The organism is Aquabacter sp. DMC10 (assembly GCF_056314145.1).
Genome location: NZ_JBQUYX010000011.1, coordinates 169,858 through 186,843 on the forward strand (window position 1 = coordinate 169,858; position 16,986 = coordinate 186,843).

Consider the following 16,986-nt stretch of genomic DNA (forward strand, 5'->3'; position numbering starts at 1 on the left):
CGCCCCGTTCGTCACGGCACGAACGCCATCGGCCGGCGGGGCGGCTCCGCCGGCAGGACGCTCATGGCGATGCCATAGATCTGCGCCAGCACTTCCGGTTGCATCAGCGCCCCTGGCGCGCCGCGCGCCAGCAGGTGGCCGGCGCGAAGCGCAAGGATCTCGTCGCAGAAGCGGGCGGCCAGATTGATGTCGTGAAGCACCAGAACAATGCTCATGCCCCGCCGGTCCGCCAGCGTGCGGACGAGGGTGAGGACCTCCATCTGATGGGCGATGTCGAGGGCGGAGGTGGGCTCATCCAGCAGCAAGGTGGGCGCGTCCTGCGCGAGCAGCATGGCGATGAAGGCGCGCTGGCGCTCGCCGCCGGAGAGCGTATCCACATCGCGCTCCCAGAGATCGGCGACCCCTGTGGCGTGGAGGGCCTCCTCCACCTTGGTGCGGTCCTCATTCCCGAAGCGCCCCAGCGCGCCATGCCAGGGATAGCGGCCCAGCGCCACCAGTTCGCGCACCCGCAGGCCGGGCGCGGCGGGCGGCTGCTGCGGCAGGTGGCCGATGCGGCGGGCCAGAGCGCGGGCGCCCCAGCTGGCCAATGGCCGCCCCTCGAAGCGGATGGCGCCGGATGTGGGCGCCTCCTGCCGGGCCAGCAGCTTCAGGAGGGTCGACTTGCCCGAGCCATTATGGCCGATCAGGCCCGTGACCTGCCCGGCCTTCAGCTCCAGATGAAGGGGCGCCAGCAGCGGTCGGCCGTCTACGGCGAAGCCCGCCCCCTCCAGGGTGAACAGGGGGCGCGCGTCGTCGGGGCTCGGCTCGGGTGGAAAGGGCGCGCTTGGGATCACGGGGCTGTCTCCTCGCAGGAGCGGGCGGCTGCGGAATGCGGTTGAAGGCGCCCGCCCTCCAGCACCAGCAGTCGGTCGGCGGATGGGAAGTAGCGATCGTCGTGGGAGATGACGATGAGGGTGCGCCCCGCCCGTTTCAATTCGGGCAGGATTTCCTCATAGAAGGCCCGGCGAAAGACGGGGTCCTGGTCCGCCGCCCATTCGTCGAAGACCAGGACAGGACGGTCCTGAAGCCAGGCATCCACCAGGGCCAGCCGCTTGCGCTGGCCGGTGGACAGTTCAAGGGTCGACCAGTTGGCGCCCTCTAGCGTCACCTTGTGGGCGAGGCCCAGCCGGTCCAGCAGCGCGATAGCAGCGCCGGTGCCGCCCTCCGCGGGACCATCGAACAGGAAATGGTCGGAAAGCACGGCGGCGAACATCTGCCGGTACGCATCCCGGTCCCCCTCGCTCACCGGATGCCCGTTCCAGCACAGGCGGCCCGAGCTGGGCACGTAGAGCCCCAGCAGGAGCTTGATGAGCGTCGTCTTGCCCGCGCCATTGGCGCCGACGATGAACACGGTCTCACCGGCGGCGATGGAGACGTCGAGGGGACCGAGGTGGAAGGCAGCCCCGGTCTGTGCGTGCTGGAACTCCACCCCTTCAAGGCGAAGCTCCCGCAGCGCCGGGAAGGCTGGGGGCGCGGATGCGCTGGCCGTGGGGTGGCGTGCGCCAAAGCGCCCCGCAAGCCCTCGGATGCGCGTCCAGGCGATGTGTGCCCGGCCCGCCGCCGGCAAATGGTTGAGCAGCTGGTCGAGGGGCCCTTTCAGGAACAGGAGGACCAGCACGAAGCCGCGCGCCGTATCGCCACTATCCCCGCCATGGGAGGCCAGCCCCACCACCAGGGCCACCAGCAGGATCAGCAGGCCAGAACCTAGCGTCCGGCAGGCAATGAGGGTCACCATGGCCCGCGCCTGGAGCCCCCGGATGCGCTCCGCCGTGGCCACGAACCCCTCGGAGAGAAGTCGCTGCCGGCGGCCGCGGTGAAGCTGCAATTCCTTCGCCCCGTCCACCAGGGTGCGGAAATGCCGATGCAGGTCGTCCTCGGCATCGCGCGCAGCCACATAGAGCCGCACGCCCCGCACCCGCGCCCAGAGCTGCAGGGCGACGCCGGCGCTAAGCACGAGAAAGGTCAGGCCGAACAGCAGCGGCGACAAGGCCACCAGGTAGGCGAGGCAGCCCGAAACCACCACCAGCGCCACCGCCAAGGGCGGCAGCACCGAGGCCATCTCGCTGAGGATACCGATGTCGGACACCAGGATGGGGATCAGGCGGTGGCTGCGGAACTGCTCCAGTTCCAGGAGCGGCGCTTCCAGGATCAGCCGCGCGAGATGGGCGCGCAGCTCCGCCACCATCCTCTGGCCCACCAGCGTGGAGGTCACGTCGGCGGCCATGGTGCCGGCAAGCGCCGCGCCGCTAAGCCCGAGGACCAGCAGCAGATCGGCCCAGGCGGCGGGCGCCGCAAGTGCCGCGTTCACGGCCGCCAGAACCCCCGCCATGGCCGCGCCGCCCAGGAGCCCTGCCAGGCCAGCGAGCACCATGCGCCGGCGAAAGGGCGCAATGAGGCGCCCGAAGGTGAGAGGGGGCGCATCGGTCATGGGGGTGGCGCCTGCGGCAGGGGGCACGTGTCGCACAGGTCGAGTTCGGGAATGAGGTAGCGCAGGCAACACACCTTTCGCTTTCGCCCTTCGGGCGTGTGGCGGATGGCGGCAAAAAGGGGGTTGCGCGCCCCGCTCGGCGTGCGCTCCTGTGCCAGGAACGCACGGGCATCGCCGGCTCCCTCGGCCCCCAGGGCCTGCGCCTCGCCGGCGAGCACATCGAACCAGTTTCCCACGTTGCTCCACAGGACCTTGGGCGCGATGCCGCTGGCCTTCGCCACGGCCTTCACCAGGGGCGCGACGTGACCGTCAAGGAGCGGCGCGAAGCGAGAGAAGGGGTTGGCGCTGTCCACCGCTGCGCCCGCATGGGTCAGCACCAGCGCCACTGCCACGCCCTCCGGGCCCGGAAGGAAGCCGACCTCCTCCAGCGCCACCGGCATCTGCCGGCCGAGTACAAGGTTGGCCGCCAGCACGGGCGTCAGCACGGCGGAGACGTGGTGCTTCAGCCAAAGGGAGGCGACCGCCCGTCGTTCGGGCTGGGCAAAGCGCCTGGCAAACAGGGCCATCTGCCCGTCGAGGTGCGCGGGATCGATGAGCTCCGATCCCGGCCGCGCGGCGGCCTCCTCCCCACGCAGGCGCAGGGCATTGGCATAGGGCGCAAGGGGGCCAGCGAAGAGGGGCGCGAGCTCGGCGATCATGGCATCCGCCGCGCCAGCAGCAGCAGGAAATATGCCCCGCCCATCAGGCTCGCCACGAGCCCAGCCGGCATCTGCCAGGGAAAGGCCAGCGCACGACCGAGGAAGTCGGCGCACACCATGAGGCCCGCCCCCAGCAGCGCGGCGGCATAGCTCTGCACCAGCGCGCCACGGAACCCCAGAAGGCGCGCCATGTGTGGCGCCAGCAGGCCGGCGAAGGACAGTGGCCCGGTGACGAGCGTGCCCACCGCCGTGGCGAGGGCCGCCAGCCCCAGTAGGGCGAGCCGGCTCGGCGCCAGGGGAACCCCGAGGCTGCGGCTGATGTGGGGGCCGAGCGGCAGCACGGTGAGCCAGCGGCGCAGCAACGGCAGGAGAGCGAGAGCCGCCAGCGCGGCCGCGCTGGCCGCCGCCGCTTCGCCGGTGCTGACCCCATAGGTGGAGCCGGAGAGGAAGGCCATGAGCACCACGGCGCGGGGATCGCCGCTGAACAGAAGCACGGCGCCCAGCGCCGAGAGCAGGGCGGTGAGCGCCATGCCCGCCAGCAGGATATGGGCCGGGGCGAAGGCGGTCCGCCGGCCGAGCGCCATCATGGCGGCGAGGGTCACCCCGGCTCCAAGGCCGGTGCTGGCAAACAGAAGGACGCCCGCCACCTGAGGCAATAGCAGAAGCGCAACCAGGAGGCCGAGCCCCGCCCCCGCGGCAATGCCGAACAGTTCCGGGCTCGCCAGGGGGTTGCCGGTCGTGCGTTGAAGGATCTGGCCGGAAAGCGCGAACAGGGCGCCCGCCGCCGCGGCTGCCGCCACACGCGGGCCGCGCCAGGGGAGCATGGCCGTGAAGTCTGGGCCAATCGCCAGCCCCCAGCCATCGGCGGTGCGGCCGAACAGGAGCGAAAGGAGGCAGGCTGTCGCCAGCGCCAGGACGAGCCCGGCGAGGGCGATGATCGCGGTCCTTTCGCGAAGGCGCCGCCCCGCCGCGGGGGGCACCACCGGCCCGGCGGCGCCGGCGCGCACCCGCCGCAGCAGCCACAGGAGGATGGGCGCGCCGAGGACGGCGGTGACCGCCCCGGTGGGCAGTTGCGAGCCAAAGATGGCGACAACGATCTGGTCCGTCAGGGCGAGCAGCCCGGCGGACAGAAGGGGGGCGCTCCACAGGCGCGCGGCCAGCGTCCGCGCGCCCGCCGCCCGGGCCAGCGCGGGGCCGGCCAGGCCGACAAAGGCCATCACGCCGACCAGCGCCGCGACGCCCACCGCGAGCGCCACCGCCGCGCACAGGGCGGCCGCCCGCATGGGAGCCACCGCCACGCCAAGGCTACGGGCGCTGCCTTCGGACAGGTCGAAGGCGGCGAGCGGACGCACCAGCAGCCACCCGGCGGCCATCCCCGCCGCCAGCAGGCCGACCAGCAGGCGGGCCGGCCCCCAATTGTTCTGCGCCAGGCTTCCCGCCTGCCAGGCCAGGAGGTCGGTGAGGGCCTCGTGGTAGAAGAGCAGCAGCGCCTGCGAGGTGCCCTCGCAGAACAGGCCCACCACCATGCCCGCCAGGACCACCACCAGCGGCGCGAAGCGCTGCCGCGCGCCGATGCCGGCGACGGCGAGGAAACTCAAGAGGCCGCCGGCAAGGGCCGGGACCTCCAGACCGAAGGCGAGCAGGCCCGGGGTGAAGAGCAGGACGGTCATCACCGCGAGCTTTGCGCCCGCAAAGACGCCGAGGGTGCCGGCTTCGGCCAGCGGATTGCGCAGCACCTGCTGAAACAGAACGCCGGACAGCCCCAGCGCGGCGCCGGCGAGCAGGCTGACCGCAAAGCGCGGCAGCAGGGCTTCCCGCACCATGAGCTGTGCCATGTCGAAGGGGCTGGGCGTGCGCACCATGGACCACCAGAGGGCCGGCGACACCTCGGCGGCGCAGGCCCGCGCCAGCAGGGCGGCGGCAAGGGCCAGCAGAATAAGGCCGAGCCAGAGGCCGGAAGCGCCGGTGCGGGGGGGGGCAGGGGGGTGGCAGGCGGAGAGGGCTTCAGACACGGGGGCCGCCTTCGGCCAGATACAGGGCCTCCACCTGCGCGACGAGGCGCAGGGCCGACGCCACGCCGCCGCTGGGATAGATCACGGGCATGGCGGCGATCCGCCCCGCACGCACCATGGGCAAGGCCTGCCAGAAGGGACTTTCGCCAAGGCGGGCGAGGGCCCGCGCGGTTTCCGCGCCCCGGTCGAAATGAATGAGCCCGGCTTCCGGCACCTGCGCGAGGTCGGCTATGCCGATGGTGGCCACGCCGCTGGCATTGCCGCGCCCGGTCCAGGCATTGGGCAGGCCGATCCGGGCTGCCACATCGCCGATGAGCGAGCGGGTGCCGAAGATGGCTGCGTGCCGTCCATCCTCAAGAAGCCGTACCAGATAGACCGGCCGCGACACGCGTCTGGCGAGCCGGGCGCGGGCGTCGGCGAGCCGCGCGACAAGCAGGGCATTGCTCGCGGCAGCTTCCGCCTCCCGGCCGGTCCGGCGTCCGAGCTCGGACAAAAGGCCCTGGACCCCTTCCACCGGCGGCCCCGCCTGGCCCGGCCCCGGTAGGAATGCGACGGGAGCGATGCGTTCCAGAGCCTGCTGGCGGACGCCCTGCCAGCTCAGCCCGACGATGAGGTCGGGTGCCAGCTGCTGCATCAGCTCACGGTTCGGCTCCTGCTGGGGCCCCACCTCCAGGACGCCCGCGGGCAAGGCGGGCAGGGCCACCAGGCGCTCATAGAGCGGGATGTTCGCCACCGCGAGCGGAGGGACACCCAGGGTGAGCAATTGCTCCGTGAGCATCAGGTCCAGCGACACCACCCGCCGCGCCGCGCCCCCCGCCCGGGCCGCGGCGGGGAGGCATGACGCCAAAAACCCGCCAAGGAGGACCTTGGCGAGCATTCGGCGGTCGACAGCGGTCCCGGGAGCGCCTGCCATGCCTCACCAACGATAGGTGAGGGTGGCGGTGACCGAGGCCGGCGCGCCGTATCGGCACCCGTCCGAGGCGGCGCACGTCATGTATTGGGCGTTGAAAATATTCTTGCCGTTCACCGCCAGGGTCGCGCCCTTCAGGCTGGGATTGGCGGCGCCCAGATCATAGCGGACCATGGCGTCGACCAGGGTGTAGCCCGGCACGGAGGTGCCATCGTCGGGAATGTTCATGTCGCTCAGGTAGCGAATGCCGGCGCCGATCTTGAGGCCGCGCACGCCCAGTTCGTCCAGGGCGTAGTCGGCCCACAAGGCGACGGTGTTGAGCGGCACCAGGGCCACACGCTGGCCGATCTCGGCAGGGTCAACGCTCTGGGTGATGCGCGCATCGGTGTAGGAATAGGCGGCGACCACGTTGAGGGCGCCGAACTTGCCGGTGGCCGAGAATTCGAAGCCCTTCGAGTCCACTTCGCCGATCTGATACTGCAGGCCATTGGCGTCCGTGGTGACCACATTGGACTGCGTGATGTCGTAGACGGCGGCGCTGATGAGGTAATTGGCCCCCGCCGGCTCATAGCGCACGCCCGCTTCATATTGCAGGCCCTTGCTGGGCTGGAACGCCACGCCGGTGAAGGAATCGGCACCCACCTGGGGCTGGAAGGACTGGCTGACGCTCAAATAGGGCGCCAGGCCATTGTCGAACAGATAGACAAGCCCGGCACGTCCGCTGAATGCATTGTCGTTCTGGTTGGTCACCACGCCGGTTTGGTAGCTGGTGCTTTCGGACTGCGCCCAGTCGTAGCGTCCGCCCACCAGCAGCACCAGCTTGTCCCACATCTTCATCTGGTCCTGAAGATAAAGGCCGTACTGGTTTCCGGTGCTGTTGGAGCCGTAATTGACCTTGTAATTGATGGTCGGCGGGAGTTGGTTATTGTCCGGGAAATAGATGTTGAAATTGTTGTAGAGGCCGCTGCGATAGCGATCCGTGTCATAGCCGCGATAATAATAGTCGAAGCCGGCGAGCGCCGTGTGGACGATGGGGCCGGTTTCGAACTTCCATTCCAGATTGGTGTCCGAGGTCACCCCCGTGGACGCGTCCTGCCGGTCGCTGGCGCGCCGGATCAGGTTGCCGTTGGCCTGCAGCAGCCCCCACTGCATATAGTCCCAGGTGACATCCGCCTTGTAGTAGCGCGTGGCGTTGCGCAGGCGGATGCCATTGTCGAAGTCGTGCTCGAACAGATAGCCGATGGATGAGGTTTCGGTCTCGAACGTGTCGTAGTTGGTATTGCCGATGAACAGGCTGCGGGATACCTGCCCGGTCGAGAGCGCCGAATAGGGCATGGGCGCGACAAAGCGGGAGTCGATCTTCTGGTAATTGGCGAGGATTGTCAGCGAGGTCGCGTCGTCCCGCCATGTGAAGGCCGGCGCAATGTAGAGGCGATTGTCGTTCACATCGTTGATGCTGGTGTCCGCCTGCCGAAACAGCGTGGTGAAGCGATAGGCCATGTTGGGGTTGCCGAGCGCCTGTCCCCCCATGTCGGTGGAGATCTGCGCCCAGTCGAAGCTGCCGTACTCGGCATTGACCTCGTAGAAGCTGTCGAAGGTCGGCCGCTTGGACACAGCATTCACCACGCCGCCGGGCGAAAGCTGGCCATAAAGGATCGAGGACGGACCGCGCAGGATCTCGATGCGCTCCAGCCCATACGGCTCCTGACCGCCATCATAGACGTTGGACTGGTATTTCATGCCATCGCGCAGCATGCCCATGTTGCCGTTGGCGACGTTGAAGCCGCGGATCATCAGGTCGTCGACGGTGCGGCTGAAGGCGGGCGACTGGGCATTGACGCTGGGCGTATACTGGATGGCCTCCGACACGGTGGAGGCGCCGGTGTCCCGGATCAGGTCGCTGGTGACCACCGACACCGACTGCGGCGTCTCGATGATCGGGGTGGCAATGCCGGTGGCGGTGGCGCTCACCGTGGCCAGATAGCCGTCCACATGGCGGGTGGGGTCTTCGCCCTGTACCTCGATCATATCGAGCAGGAGATCGTTCGTGGCTCCGGCCCGGCTCGGCGGCGGCACCAGCGTGGCGGTGCGTGGGCCCGTCGCGCTCACGCCGATGCCGGTGCCGGCCAGCATGAGGCGCAGCGCCTCTAAAGGCGCATAAGCGCCGTTCACGGGCTTGGAGGACAAGCCGTCCGCCAGGGCCGAGGAATAGCCCACCTGCCACCCGGTGGTGCGGATGAAGGCGTCGATCGCCTTGGCCAGGGGCTGGGCGGGAATGGAGAAGGTCATGGTCTGGGCGGCGGCCTGCGGCGCCCCTTGCGCCCGTGCGGGAGGCGCGGAGAGGAGGCCGAGGGTCAAGGCGGTGGAGGCCAGGAGCGCCGGCCCCAGCCTCGCGAAACGCAGATGTCCACGCCCACCGCGCGCCAAACTGAAATAGGTCACCACGCCCTCACCCGACAATCTCGACCGGGACCGCACATGCGTCCCTGAGAATGGAACGGGCGGGGCGCGCAGACCTCACAAGAAAAACGTGACGCTACGCAAACATTAGATCTGATGGAGTTCCAAACTGCAAAAATGACCCTTTCATCTCAAGATGATGATGCCGCCGGGCAGGATGCTGGCCTGCGCGCCCGCCGCCTCCGCCAGGGAGCGGATAACGAGCACGGGGTCGTCGAGGCGGTAGCTGCCGCTGACCTCCCTTTGCGTGACATCCCCATTGAGGATGAAGATGCGGCCATCATAGTTGCGGCGGACATCCTCGATCACGTCGCCCAGCCGGCGCCGGCTGAAGCTCAGGCGCCCGTCGAGCCAGGCCAGCGCGCGCTCCGGGTCCACCTTGCGCACCGCTGACAGGCCTGTCGCGCTCACCGCCACCATGTCGCCCGGCACCAGCTTGGAGGGCGGGTCATTGCCGGCCAGGGGCCTCACCTCCACCTGGCCACGGGCCAGGACCACTTCGTCCGCGCTCTCCCCGAGCCGGACGGAAAAGGCGGTGCCCGTCACTTCCACCTCGCCGAAGCGTCCCACCGCGCGAAACGGCCGGCCGGAGTCGCTCACCACGTCGAAAAAGGCTTCGCCTTCCAGGAGGCGCACGGTGCGGCGGTCGCCGCCGAAATCGATGACTGCGGCGCTGGCGCCGTCGAGGGTCATTTGGGACCCGTCGGGCAGTTCCACCGTTCGGCGCTCGGCCGCCGCGGTGGCGTAGTCGGCCCCCAGACGGGGCCAGGCGTCGGACAGGTGCACGCCCCCCACCGCAAGGAGCAGGGCCGCCGCCATGCCGCCCGCAAGCCATGCGCGCCGTGGCCAGACGTGCGGGCGGCCGTGGCTCCGACGCGGCGCGGCAGCGGGGGCGAGGGCCGCTTCCCGCCGCTGCACGGCGCTGCCGAACGCGTCATCACCCCACATCTCGGCGATGGTGCGAAAGGCGGCCTCGTGGCGGGGATCCGCCTCGCACCAAGCCTCGCACCGGGCGCGCAAGTCCGCGTCATCAGGATGCCCCTGCAGGTGCGTGAACCAGTCGAGCGCCTGAGCCCGCACCGGGTCCGGGGGGGAGCGGCCGCCGGTGCCGCCGGGATTGGAAGTGGCGCCTGTCACCTGCACCCTCCGGCACGGTCCGAGCAGGGGGCGCGGCTACGATCAGGCAGCGCGGAGCCGCGCACAGGCCAGCCTTCGGCCCGCGCGGCAGCGGGGGCCCGGTGGGGAGGGGTGCGAGCCGGTGCTGCGCGGCAGGGCATTCCCACGGGCCTCACGGATGGTCGCGCTCGGCCAGCGCATCAAGGCAATGGGCGATGGCGTCGCGAACATCGCCATAGACCGTATTGGGAGAAACGCCGAGATGTGCGGCGATGCGCGGATAGCTCCACCCATGCAGCCGATTGAGGATCACGGCCCGCTGCGCCCGTTCCGGCAGGCCCGCCAGCGCCTTCTCCAGCAGGCGCAGGCGCTCCGCATCGATCACCTTCTGCTCGGTGGAGACCGCGCCGTCCGGCACGCCGGTCAGGGCGTCATCATCGGCGCCGCTCACCTCCACCGCGCGCCGGGTCCGCTCGCGGCGCAGGTGATCCACCGCCAGGTTGCGGGCGGTCTGGAACAGGAAGGCCTGCACATGGTCGATGGGCCGGTCGCGCAGGACCTTGGCCACCCGCAAATAGCTTTCGTGCGCCAGTTCCTCCGCCACCTGCCGGGAGCCGACAAGGCGATGGATGTGGCGGATCAGCAAGGTGCGCTTGTCGAGAAAAATCGCGTCGATCGACATGGGCATGAGCGAGAGACCGTTGGCGCACGCGGGCAATTCGCATGGCGTTCGGCGGAATCGGAAACCAATGGGAGAAGGCTTGGAGGACAGGCCCGCAACCCGAGCCAACCTATCGCGGCTCAGGGGTCAGAACCAGGGGCCATTGGCCGATCAGCTCATGTTTGGAGACATTCTATCCCTCCGCGCTTGCGCCTTTCCCCAGGGCGCGCGGCCGCTTTCCTGCCGGGCGCGCCATGCGGCATGAGCGGAATACTATTCATTACAAAAATACTCTATCACCTAAATATCATAGTTATCGCTAGTGCCCCCCGTGGAGGGGCGCGGCTAGACTTGCTTTCGGATTGCCCTGCCGCCTCCCGGCGCCCGCGGGGCCGCGTTCCCGGAGGACCAAGCGTGTCGCTGCTCAAGGGCGTTCGCGTCATCAGTTTCAATCACTTCCTGGCCGGCCCCGTGGCCGCGCAGATGCTGGGGGACATGGGCGCGGACGTGATCGCCGTGGAGCCCTTGGACGGCGCCTTTCAGCGTCATTGGGCGGTGGCCGGCCATTTCGTGGCGGGGGAGAGTGTCAACCATCTCAACACCGGCCGCAGCAAAAGGTCCATCGCCCTGGACATGAAGAACCCGGCGGGCCGCGCCATCGCCGAGCGCCTGGTGGCCGGCGCGGATGTGGTGATGGAGAATTTCCGCCCTGGCACCATGGCCAAGTTCGGCATGGGGCCGGACGACCTGCGTGCGCGCTATCCCCGTCTCATCTATGCCTCCGCCACCGGATATGGCGCCACCGGCCCCTTCGCCCACCGGCCGGGCCAGGACCTTCTGCTCCAGGCCATGTCCGGCCTTGCCGCCCATACCGGTCCATCGGAAGGCCCGCCGGTGCCGCTGGGCTCGGTGGTGATCGACCATCACACCGCCGTGCTGTGCGTGCTTGGCATCGTCACGGCCCTGTTTGCCCGCACGCAGACCGGGGATGGCCGCCGGGTGGATGTGAGCCTGCTCCAGAGCGCCATCGATCTGCAGGGCGAGCCCTTGACGGCCTGGCTGAACGGCGCGCCACATGACGGCCCCCGCGCGCCGCAGGGGGTGGCGAGCTGGTTCTCCTCGGCGGGCCACGGCATCCACCGCACCGCCGACGGCTGCATCGCCATCTCCATGGCGGCCCCCGCCATTCTGGCGCGTGCCCTGGATTTGCCCGAGCTGGCGGAGGTCTCGCCCGAAGCCATGCTGAAGGAGCGCGCTCATTACAATCGGCTGATCGTGGCGCAACTGGCCACCCGCACCACAGCCCAGTGGCAGGCGGCGCTGGATTCCGCCGGGGTCTGGAATGCGCAGGTGGACGATTTTGATGCCGTCCGCGAAAATCCCCAGCTGGCGCATCTGAACGCCTTCCAGACAACCAAAAGTTCCGGTGGGGCCGACGTCACCTTCGTCTCCCATCCGGTTCATTATGACGGCGCCGCATTGCCCATCACCCGCGTGCCGCAGCCCCTCGGCGCACAGACGCGGGAGATCCTGGCCGAGGCCGGCTATGGCGCCGAGGAGATCGAGGCCTTCCTGACGGACGACGTGGTGCGCGCGGCCCCCGCCGCCTGACGTCCCGCCGCCCCCTTTTTCCGAACGCGCGTGGTGCAGCCGCCGGGCGCGAGCCCTTCACCTTTGCCTTTGAGGACACCGAGGCATGGACTTTTCCCTCTCCGACGAGACCCGCATGGTGGTGGATACGGTCCGCCGCTTCGTGCAGGACAAGGTGCAGCCGCTGGAACAGGAAACCGAGGACCTGGGCCGCGTGCCGCCCGAAAAGCTCGCGCCCCTGAAGGCCGAGGCCATCGCCCTCGGTCTTTATGCCCTCAACATGCCGGAGGAGGTGGGCGGCGGTGGCCTGTCCGTGCAGGACATGTGTCTGGTGGAAGAACAGCTCGGCCAGACCTCCGACGCCCTCATCCGCCGGGTGTTCGGTCAGGTCTATCCCATGCTGATGGCGGCAACGCCCGCCCAGCGCGAGACCTATGTGGAGCCCACCGTCCGTGGCGAGAAGATCTGCGCCATGGCCATTACCGAGCCAGGTGCCGGCTCGGATGCGGCCGCCATCACCACCACCGCCCGCCTGGAAGACGGCCACTGGGTGCTCAACGGCACCAAGCATTTCATCTCCGACGGCGACATCGCCGACTATGTGATCGTCATGGCCGTGACGGACCCGGAAAAGCGGGCGCGGGGCGGCATCACCTTGTTCCTGGTGGACCGCGATGCGCCGGGCTTCTCCGTGGCGCGCGTGCAGGCGATGATGGGCCATCGCGGCTACGGCCATGCCGAACTGGTGTTCGACAATTGCCGCATCCCGCAGGCCAATGTTCTGGGCGAAGTGGGCAGCGGCTTCAAGCTCATCATGTCCAGCGTCAGCGGCATTCGCCTCGGTCACATCGGCGCCCGCGCGGTGGGCATGGCCCAGCGCGTGCTGGAGATGATGCGGGCCCACGCGGGCACCCGGCGGCAGTTCGGCCAGCCCATCGGCGACTTCCAGATGGTGCAACAGATGATCGCCGACAGCGCCATGGAGATCTATGCCACGCGCATGATGGTCTTGAATTGCGCCTGGGAGATCGACCAGGGCCGCGACCCGCGCGAGAAGGTTTCCATGGTCAAGGTCTATGCCTCGGAAATGCTTGGCCGCGTAGCCGACCGGGGCATCCAGATGTTCGGCGGATACGGCTTCTCCAAGGACCTGCCGTTGGAACGCATCTACCGGGATAGCCGGGTGACTCGGATCTATGACGGCACTTCCGAGATCCACCGCATGCTGATCGCCCGCTCCATCATCCGCAACGGCCTCACCCTGTGAGCCCGGCCGCACCGAAGGATTTGCCCATGACCCCCCATCCGGCGCCGGCCGTCGGCCAAAGCATCCGTTTCTCCAAGACCATGACGGTGGCCGAGCAGGCGCTGTTCACCGGCATCAGCGGCAATCTGGGCGGCCTTTATGTGGACCGCACCAAGGCGCACGCGGCCGGGCTTCCCGACATGGCGGTGTTCGAGCTCGCCGCATCCGCACTGCTGTCCACCTGCCTGTCCCGCCTCGCCGGGCCGGGCCATCGCATCGCCGATTTCGCGGTCTCCTTCACCAAGGCGGTGCCGGTGGGCACCACCGTCGTGGCCATCGCCACCGTCACTGCTGTCGACGCGGCGGGGGCGCTCAGCTGCGCCCTTAAGGCCATGGCCGGTGCCGAGCCCCTGATCGAGGGCACCGCGCGCCTGGTGCCGATTGCGGGGGAAAACCATGTATGAGGTCAAGGCCTTCGCCGACCTGAAGGTGGGCGACCGCGTGCGTGTGGCGAAGACCGTCACGGAGGCCGACGGCAGCCTCTACATCGCCGCCACCGGTGATTTCGGGCCGGTCCATATCGATGAGGACTTTGCCTCCGGCACCCGGTTCGGCCGGCGGCTGGCGCCCGGCATCATGGTGGCCGGGCTGTGCACCAGCGTGCTCACGGCTGAGCTGGCCGGCATTCTCGGTGTCTCCATCGAGGACCGCTTCTGGTTCACCGGCCCGGTCTTCTATGGCGACACCATCGCCATCGAGGTGTGGATCGCCGAGAAGGACGAGGCCACCCGGACCCTCACTTGGGAAGCCTCCGCCTTGAACGAGGCCGGCCAGGAGGTGCTCAAGGCCCGCGCAACCCTGAAATTTCCCCGCCCCCGCCCGGCCGCCTGAGAGAGCCCCCATGAGCGACGCGACCTTCCCCTTCGGCGGCATTTATGCCGCCACCATCTGCCCCATGGACGCCGCCGGCACCGTCGATGCGGACGCCCTTCACGCCCACCATGCCGCCGTCCTCGCCACCGAGGGCATGGCCGGCCTGTTGGTGAACGGCCATGCGGGCGAGAATTTCGCTCTGGACCGGCCGGAACTGGCCGGTGTGGTGCGCACCGCCCGGGCCGCGGCCGGGCGCCGCCACAAGGTGGTCGCCGGCATCAATTGCGAGCGGTCCGACATTGCCGCGCGCATGGCCGAGGAGGCCGCGGTTGCGGGAGCCGATGCGGTGATGGTGTTTCCGCCCTTCTCCTGGGCATTGGGGGCGGATGACGACGCCATCGTCAGCCATCATCGCCGGATCGCGGATGCCGCCGGCGTGCCCATGATGCTGTTCCAGGGCGCGGTGGGGTCCGGCAAGACCGCCTTCCGGCCCCATGTGCTGGCGCGGCTGCTGGACATTGAAAGCGTGGTCGGCATCAAGGAAGGCAGCTGGGAGACGGCCGCCTACGACGCCACCCGCCGCCTCACCCGCCGGCTGCGGCCAGATGTGGCGGTGATGGCCTCGGGTGACGAACACCTCTTCCCCTGCTTTGCACTGGGCAGCGATGGCAGCCTGGTGAGCCTGGCCGCCGTTGTGCCCGAGCTGATCGTCGCCCTCGACCGGGCGGTTGCGCGCGGCGACATGGCCGCCGGACGGGACCTGCACGAGCGGCTCTATCTGCTCGGCCGCGTGGTCTATGGGGCGCCCGGCCATCTGGCAACCATCCGGCTGAAGACCTGCCTTGCCCTCCTGGGCCGGCTTGCCTCCACTCGCTGCCGGCCGCCGGTGGACGGTCTGCCGGAGGCCGAGGTGGCGCGCCTGCGCGAGGCGCTCGCCGCCGCCGGCCTTCCCGTCTGACCGCGTGCGAGGATCTGCCATGACCGAGAACACCGCCCCAAGGCCGCCCATGATCCATATGGTGATGGTGGACATCGCCCCCGAGCAGGAAGCCGCGTTCAACGACTGGTACGAGACCGTGCATATCCCGCAGATTCTGGCCTGCCCCGGCTGGCGGTCGGCGACGCGGCGGCTGGTGGACGAGGGCGGGCCGAAATATGCCGCCCTCTACGAGATTGATGGGCCGGAGGTCTACGACACCCCCGAGTTCAAGGCCATCAAGGGGTTCGGCCCGTTTGCGGCGTTCGTGACCAATTTCCGCCGCATCCGCCTGAAGCCGATTCCCGGTCGCTCCTGCGATTGGGTCGTGGCATCCTGAGCCGCAAGGGACCGCTTCCCGCACATGGGCTTCATGAACCTGCGCCAGTTGGAAATCTTCCGGGCCGTGATGCGCTGCCGCACCACGGTGGGCGCGGCGGAGGAATTGGGCATGTCGCAATCGGCGGTGTCCAATGCGATCCGCCACATGGAAGACCAACTGGGCCTCGCCTTGTTCGAGCGCATCTCCAATCGCCTGGTGCCCACCGATGAGGCCCGGCTCCTGCTGGACGAGGCGGAACCCCTCTTCCTCCACCAGCGGGCGGTTGCCGAGCGGGCGGCAGACCTGAAAGCCGGCCGGGCGGGGCGCATCCGGGTGGTGGCTACGGCGGAGCTGTCCGAATCCCTCCTGCCGTCCGTGATCCCGCGTTTCCTTGAGGGGCGACCGGGCGTGCATGTCTCCCTTGATACCCGCCCGCTGACCGGCGTTCTGGAGGCGGTGGAGACCGGGCTGGCGGAGATCGGCGTCGCGATGGAGGCGGACGGGCGCCATGGGCTCGACCTGTCCCCCTTGGCAGACCTGGCCGCCGTTGTTGTGTGCCGGGAGGGCGATCCGCTCGCCGCACTGGCGTGCGTCACTCCGCGCGATCTTGCGGCGGGGCGCCTGGTGGCGCCGCGTCCCGACAATCACATCGGCTTGCTCATCGCCGAGGCGTTCCGCCGGGAAGCGGTGCCCTTTGCGCCGGCGGTGGATGCCCGCTTCCTGAACGTGGCGGCGCGCCTCGTGCAGGAGGGCGGCGGGGCCACTGTCCTCGACGAGATAACAGCCTCCGCAAGCCGTTTCGCGGGCCTGGTGGTGCGGCCGTTCCAGCCGGAGATCCGGCTGCGGCTGGAGGCGGTGCTGCCTCGGGGGCGGGCCCTCTCGCGTCTGACGGGGGACTTCCTCTCAACGCTCAAGGCGGAAGTTGTGGCCCGTCTCGCCCGGCTCTCCAGCCCCTGATCTGGCGACACCTGATCTGGCGCTCTCGTCCGACAGATCAACCACCACCGGCCGTGCCAGAGGCTGCACCTGGGTGTCGGGATTGTCGCCCCGCCACATGGCCATGAGGAAGCCGCCCGGCTCGCCCGCCGTCGTCAGCCCCGCGTGCCATACGCCGGGATCATAAAGGATCGCCTGGCCGGGCATGCCGAGGAAGGCTTCCAGCGTGTCGAGGTCCGGCCCCCCGTCCGTCCCTGCCAGCGCCACCACCACCACGGGTCGGGACCGGCTGACCGGCAGGAACACCTGGGCGCTGAAGGGATGGGCCTCCAGCTCCGTGACCGTGGCCGGCAGGGCCATGGGTCGCACGTCGAAATGGGACAGGCACAATTGTGGCGCCGCCTCCACATGGGCGAGACGCGTGAGGAGGTCGGTCCGGTCGGCGAGGCCGCCATTCACGGTATAAGCCGCATCCGGCTCCAGCACCTGCCCGAAGCGGCGGAAGGCGTCCGCCGTCAGCTGCCGGAGGACGCGGGCGGAGGCAGGCCTGACCGGCCCGCCCTGTTGGAAACTCATCGTAAGGCAGCTTTCCTGGTGAGAGGGGGAAGGACCGGGCACGGCCATTTCCCCATGGCGACGTGAAACGATCTAGACTTACCAGTCTGACCAGCTTTAACTGGCGCACACCAAGAGACTGGCCAGACCTTCGGCGCGGGCGC

The 16,986-nt window shown here is 69.2% G+C and carries 16 protein-coding genes; 7 read left to right on the forward strand and 9 right to left on the reverse strand.

The window, feature by feature from the left end:
- Nucleotides 1–11 precede the first annotated feature (11 nt).
- The 8 genes from ACT54L_RS24305 to ACT54L_RS24340 form a co-directional block, all read right to left on the reverse strand.
- Entirely contained in the window at nt 12–830 is an 819-nt protein-coding gene (locus ACT54L_RS24305; RefSeq protein ID WP_476088287.1) for an ABC transporter ATP-binding protein, read from the reverse strand.
- A complete protein-coding gene (locus ACT54L_RS24310; protein ID WP_476088241.1) occupies nt 830–2,467 on the reverse strand; it encodes a cyclic peptide export ABC transporter in 1,638 nt (545 codons plus the stop codon). Before ACT54L_RS24310 ends, ACT54L_RS24305 begins: the two co-directional genes overlap by 1 nt.
- Nucleotides 2,464–3,165 carry a siderophore-iron reductase FhuF gene (gene fhuF, locus ACT54L_RS24315; RefSeq protein ID WP_476088242.1) on the reverse strand — a complete coding sequence of 234 codons (702 nt, stop codon included), beginning with the start codon at nt 3,163–3,165 and terminating at the stop codon, nt 2,464–2,466. The genes ACT54L_RS24310 and fhuF overlap by 4 nt, the downstream gene beginning before the upstream one ends.
- Entirely contained in the window at nt 3,162–5,177 is a 2,016-nt protein-coding gene (gene fhuB / locus ACT54L_RS24320; RefSeq protein WP_476088243.1) for a Fe(3+)-hydroxamate ABC transporter permease FhuB, read from the reverse strand. Before fhuB ends, fhuF begins: the two co-directional genes overlap by 4 nt.
- Nucleotides 5,170–6,024 (reverse strand): ABC transporter substrate-binding protein, encoded by an 855-nt coding sequence (locus ACT54L_RS24325; RefSeq protein ID WP_476088244.1) that lies wholly within the window; start codon nt 6,022–6,024, stop codon nt 5,170–5,172. The genes fhuB and ACT54L_RS24325 overlap by 8 nt, the downstream gene beginning before the upstream one ends.
- 69 nt (nt 6,025–6,093) lie before the next feature.
- The gene (locus ACT54L_RS24330; RefSeq protein ID WP_476088245.1) at nt 6,094–8,529 is read right to left on the reverse strand and encodes a TonB-dependent siderophore receptor; all 2,436 of its coding nucleotides are present in this window, start codon (nt 8,527–8,529) and stop codon (nt 6,094–6,096) included.
- Nucleotides 8,530–8,673: 144 nt separating this feature from the next.
- Nucleotides 8,674–9,684, reverse strand: a complete 1,011-nt coding sequence (locus ACT54L_RS24335) for a FecR family protein (protein WP_476088246.1) — start codon at nt 9,682–9,684, stop codon at nt 8,674–8,676.
- Between the two features lie 151 nt (nt 9,685–9,835).
- Nucleotides 9,836–10,345, reverse strand: coding sequence for an RNA polymerase sigma factor (locus ACT54L_RS24340; protein ID WP_476088247.1), 510 nt, complete (start codon nt 10,343–10,345; stop codon nt 9,836–9,838).
- 393 nt (nt 10,346–10,738) lie between these two features.
- Between ACT54L_RS24340 and ACT54L_RS24345 the strand changes: the two genes are divergently transcribed.
- The 7 genes from ACT54L_RS24345 (at nt 10,739) to ACT54L_RS24375 (ending at nt 16,288) form a co-directional block, all read left to right on the forward strand.
- The gene (locus ACT54L_RS24345; protein WP_476088248.1) at nt 10,739–11,935 is read left to right on the forward strand and encodes a CaiB/BaiF CoA transferase family protein; all 1,197 of its coding nucleotides are present in this window, start codon (nt 10,739–10,741) and stop codon (nt 11,933–11,935) included.
- Nucleotides 11,936–12,020: 85 nt separating this feature from the next.
- Nucleotides 12,021–13,181 (forward strand): acyl-CoA dehydrogenase family protein, encoded by a 1,161-nt coding sequence (locus ACT54L_RS24350; RefSeq protein ID WP_476088249.1) that lies wholly within the window; start codon nt 12,021–12,023, stop codon nt 13,179–13,181.
- A gap of 26 nt (nt 13,182–13,207) precedes the next feature.
- On the forward strand, nt 13,208–13,624 hold the full coding sequence (locus tag ACT54L_RS24355) for a MaoC/PaaZ C-terminal domain-containing protein (protein WP_476088250.1): 417 nt from the start codon (nt 13,208–13,210) through the stop codon (nt 13,622–13,624).
- On the forward strand, nt 13,617–14,051 hold the full coding sequence (locus ACT54L_RS24360) for a MaoC family dehydratase (RefSeq protein ID WP_476088251.1): 435 nt from the start codon (nt 13,617–13,619) through the stop codon (nt 14,049–14,051). Before ACT54L_RS24355 ends, ACT54L_RS24360 begins: the two co-directional genes overlap by 8 nt.
- A 10-nt stretch (nt 14,052–14,061) precedes the next feature.
- Complete coding sequence (locus ACT54L_RS24365; protein ID WP_476088252.1) at nt 14,062–14,991, forward strand: dihydrodipicolinate synthase family protein; 930 nt, start codon at nt 14,062–14,064, stop codon at nt 14,989–14,991.
- Nucleotides 14,992–15,010: 19 nt separating this feature from the next.
- Nucleotides 15,011–15,349 (forward strand): DUF4286 family protein, encoded by a 339-nt coding sequence (locus tag ACT54L_RS24370; protein WP_476088253.1) that lies wholly within the window; start codon nt 15,011–15,013, stop codon nt 15,347–15,349.
- Between the two features lie 24 nt (nt 15,350–15,373).
- On the forward strand, nt 15,374–16,288 hold the full coding sequence (locus ACT54L_RS24375) for a LysR family transcriptional regulator (RefSeq protein ID WP_476088254.1): 915 nt from the start codon (nt 15,374–15,376) through the stop codon (nt 16,286–16,288).
- On the opposite strand, the gene ACT54L_RS24380 is transcribed toward ACT54L_RS24375, so the two are convergent.
- Nucleotides 16,235–16,843, reverse strand: a complete 609-nt coding sequence (locus ACT54L_RS24380; RefSeq protein ID WP_476088255.1) for an ureidoglycolate lyase — start codon at nt 16,841–16,843, stop codon at nt 16,235–16,237. The genes ACT54L_RS24375 and ACT54L_RS24380 overlap by 54 nt on opposite strands.
- Nucleotides 16,844–16,986 lie beyond the last annotated feature (143 nt).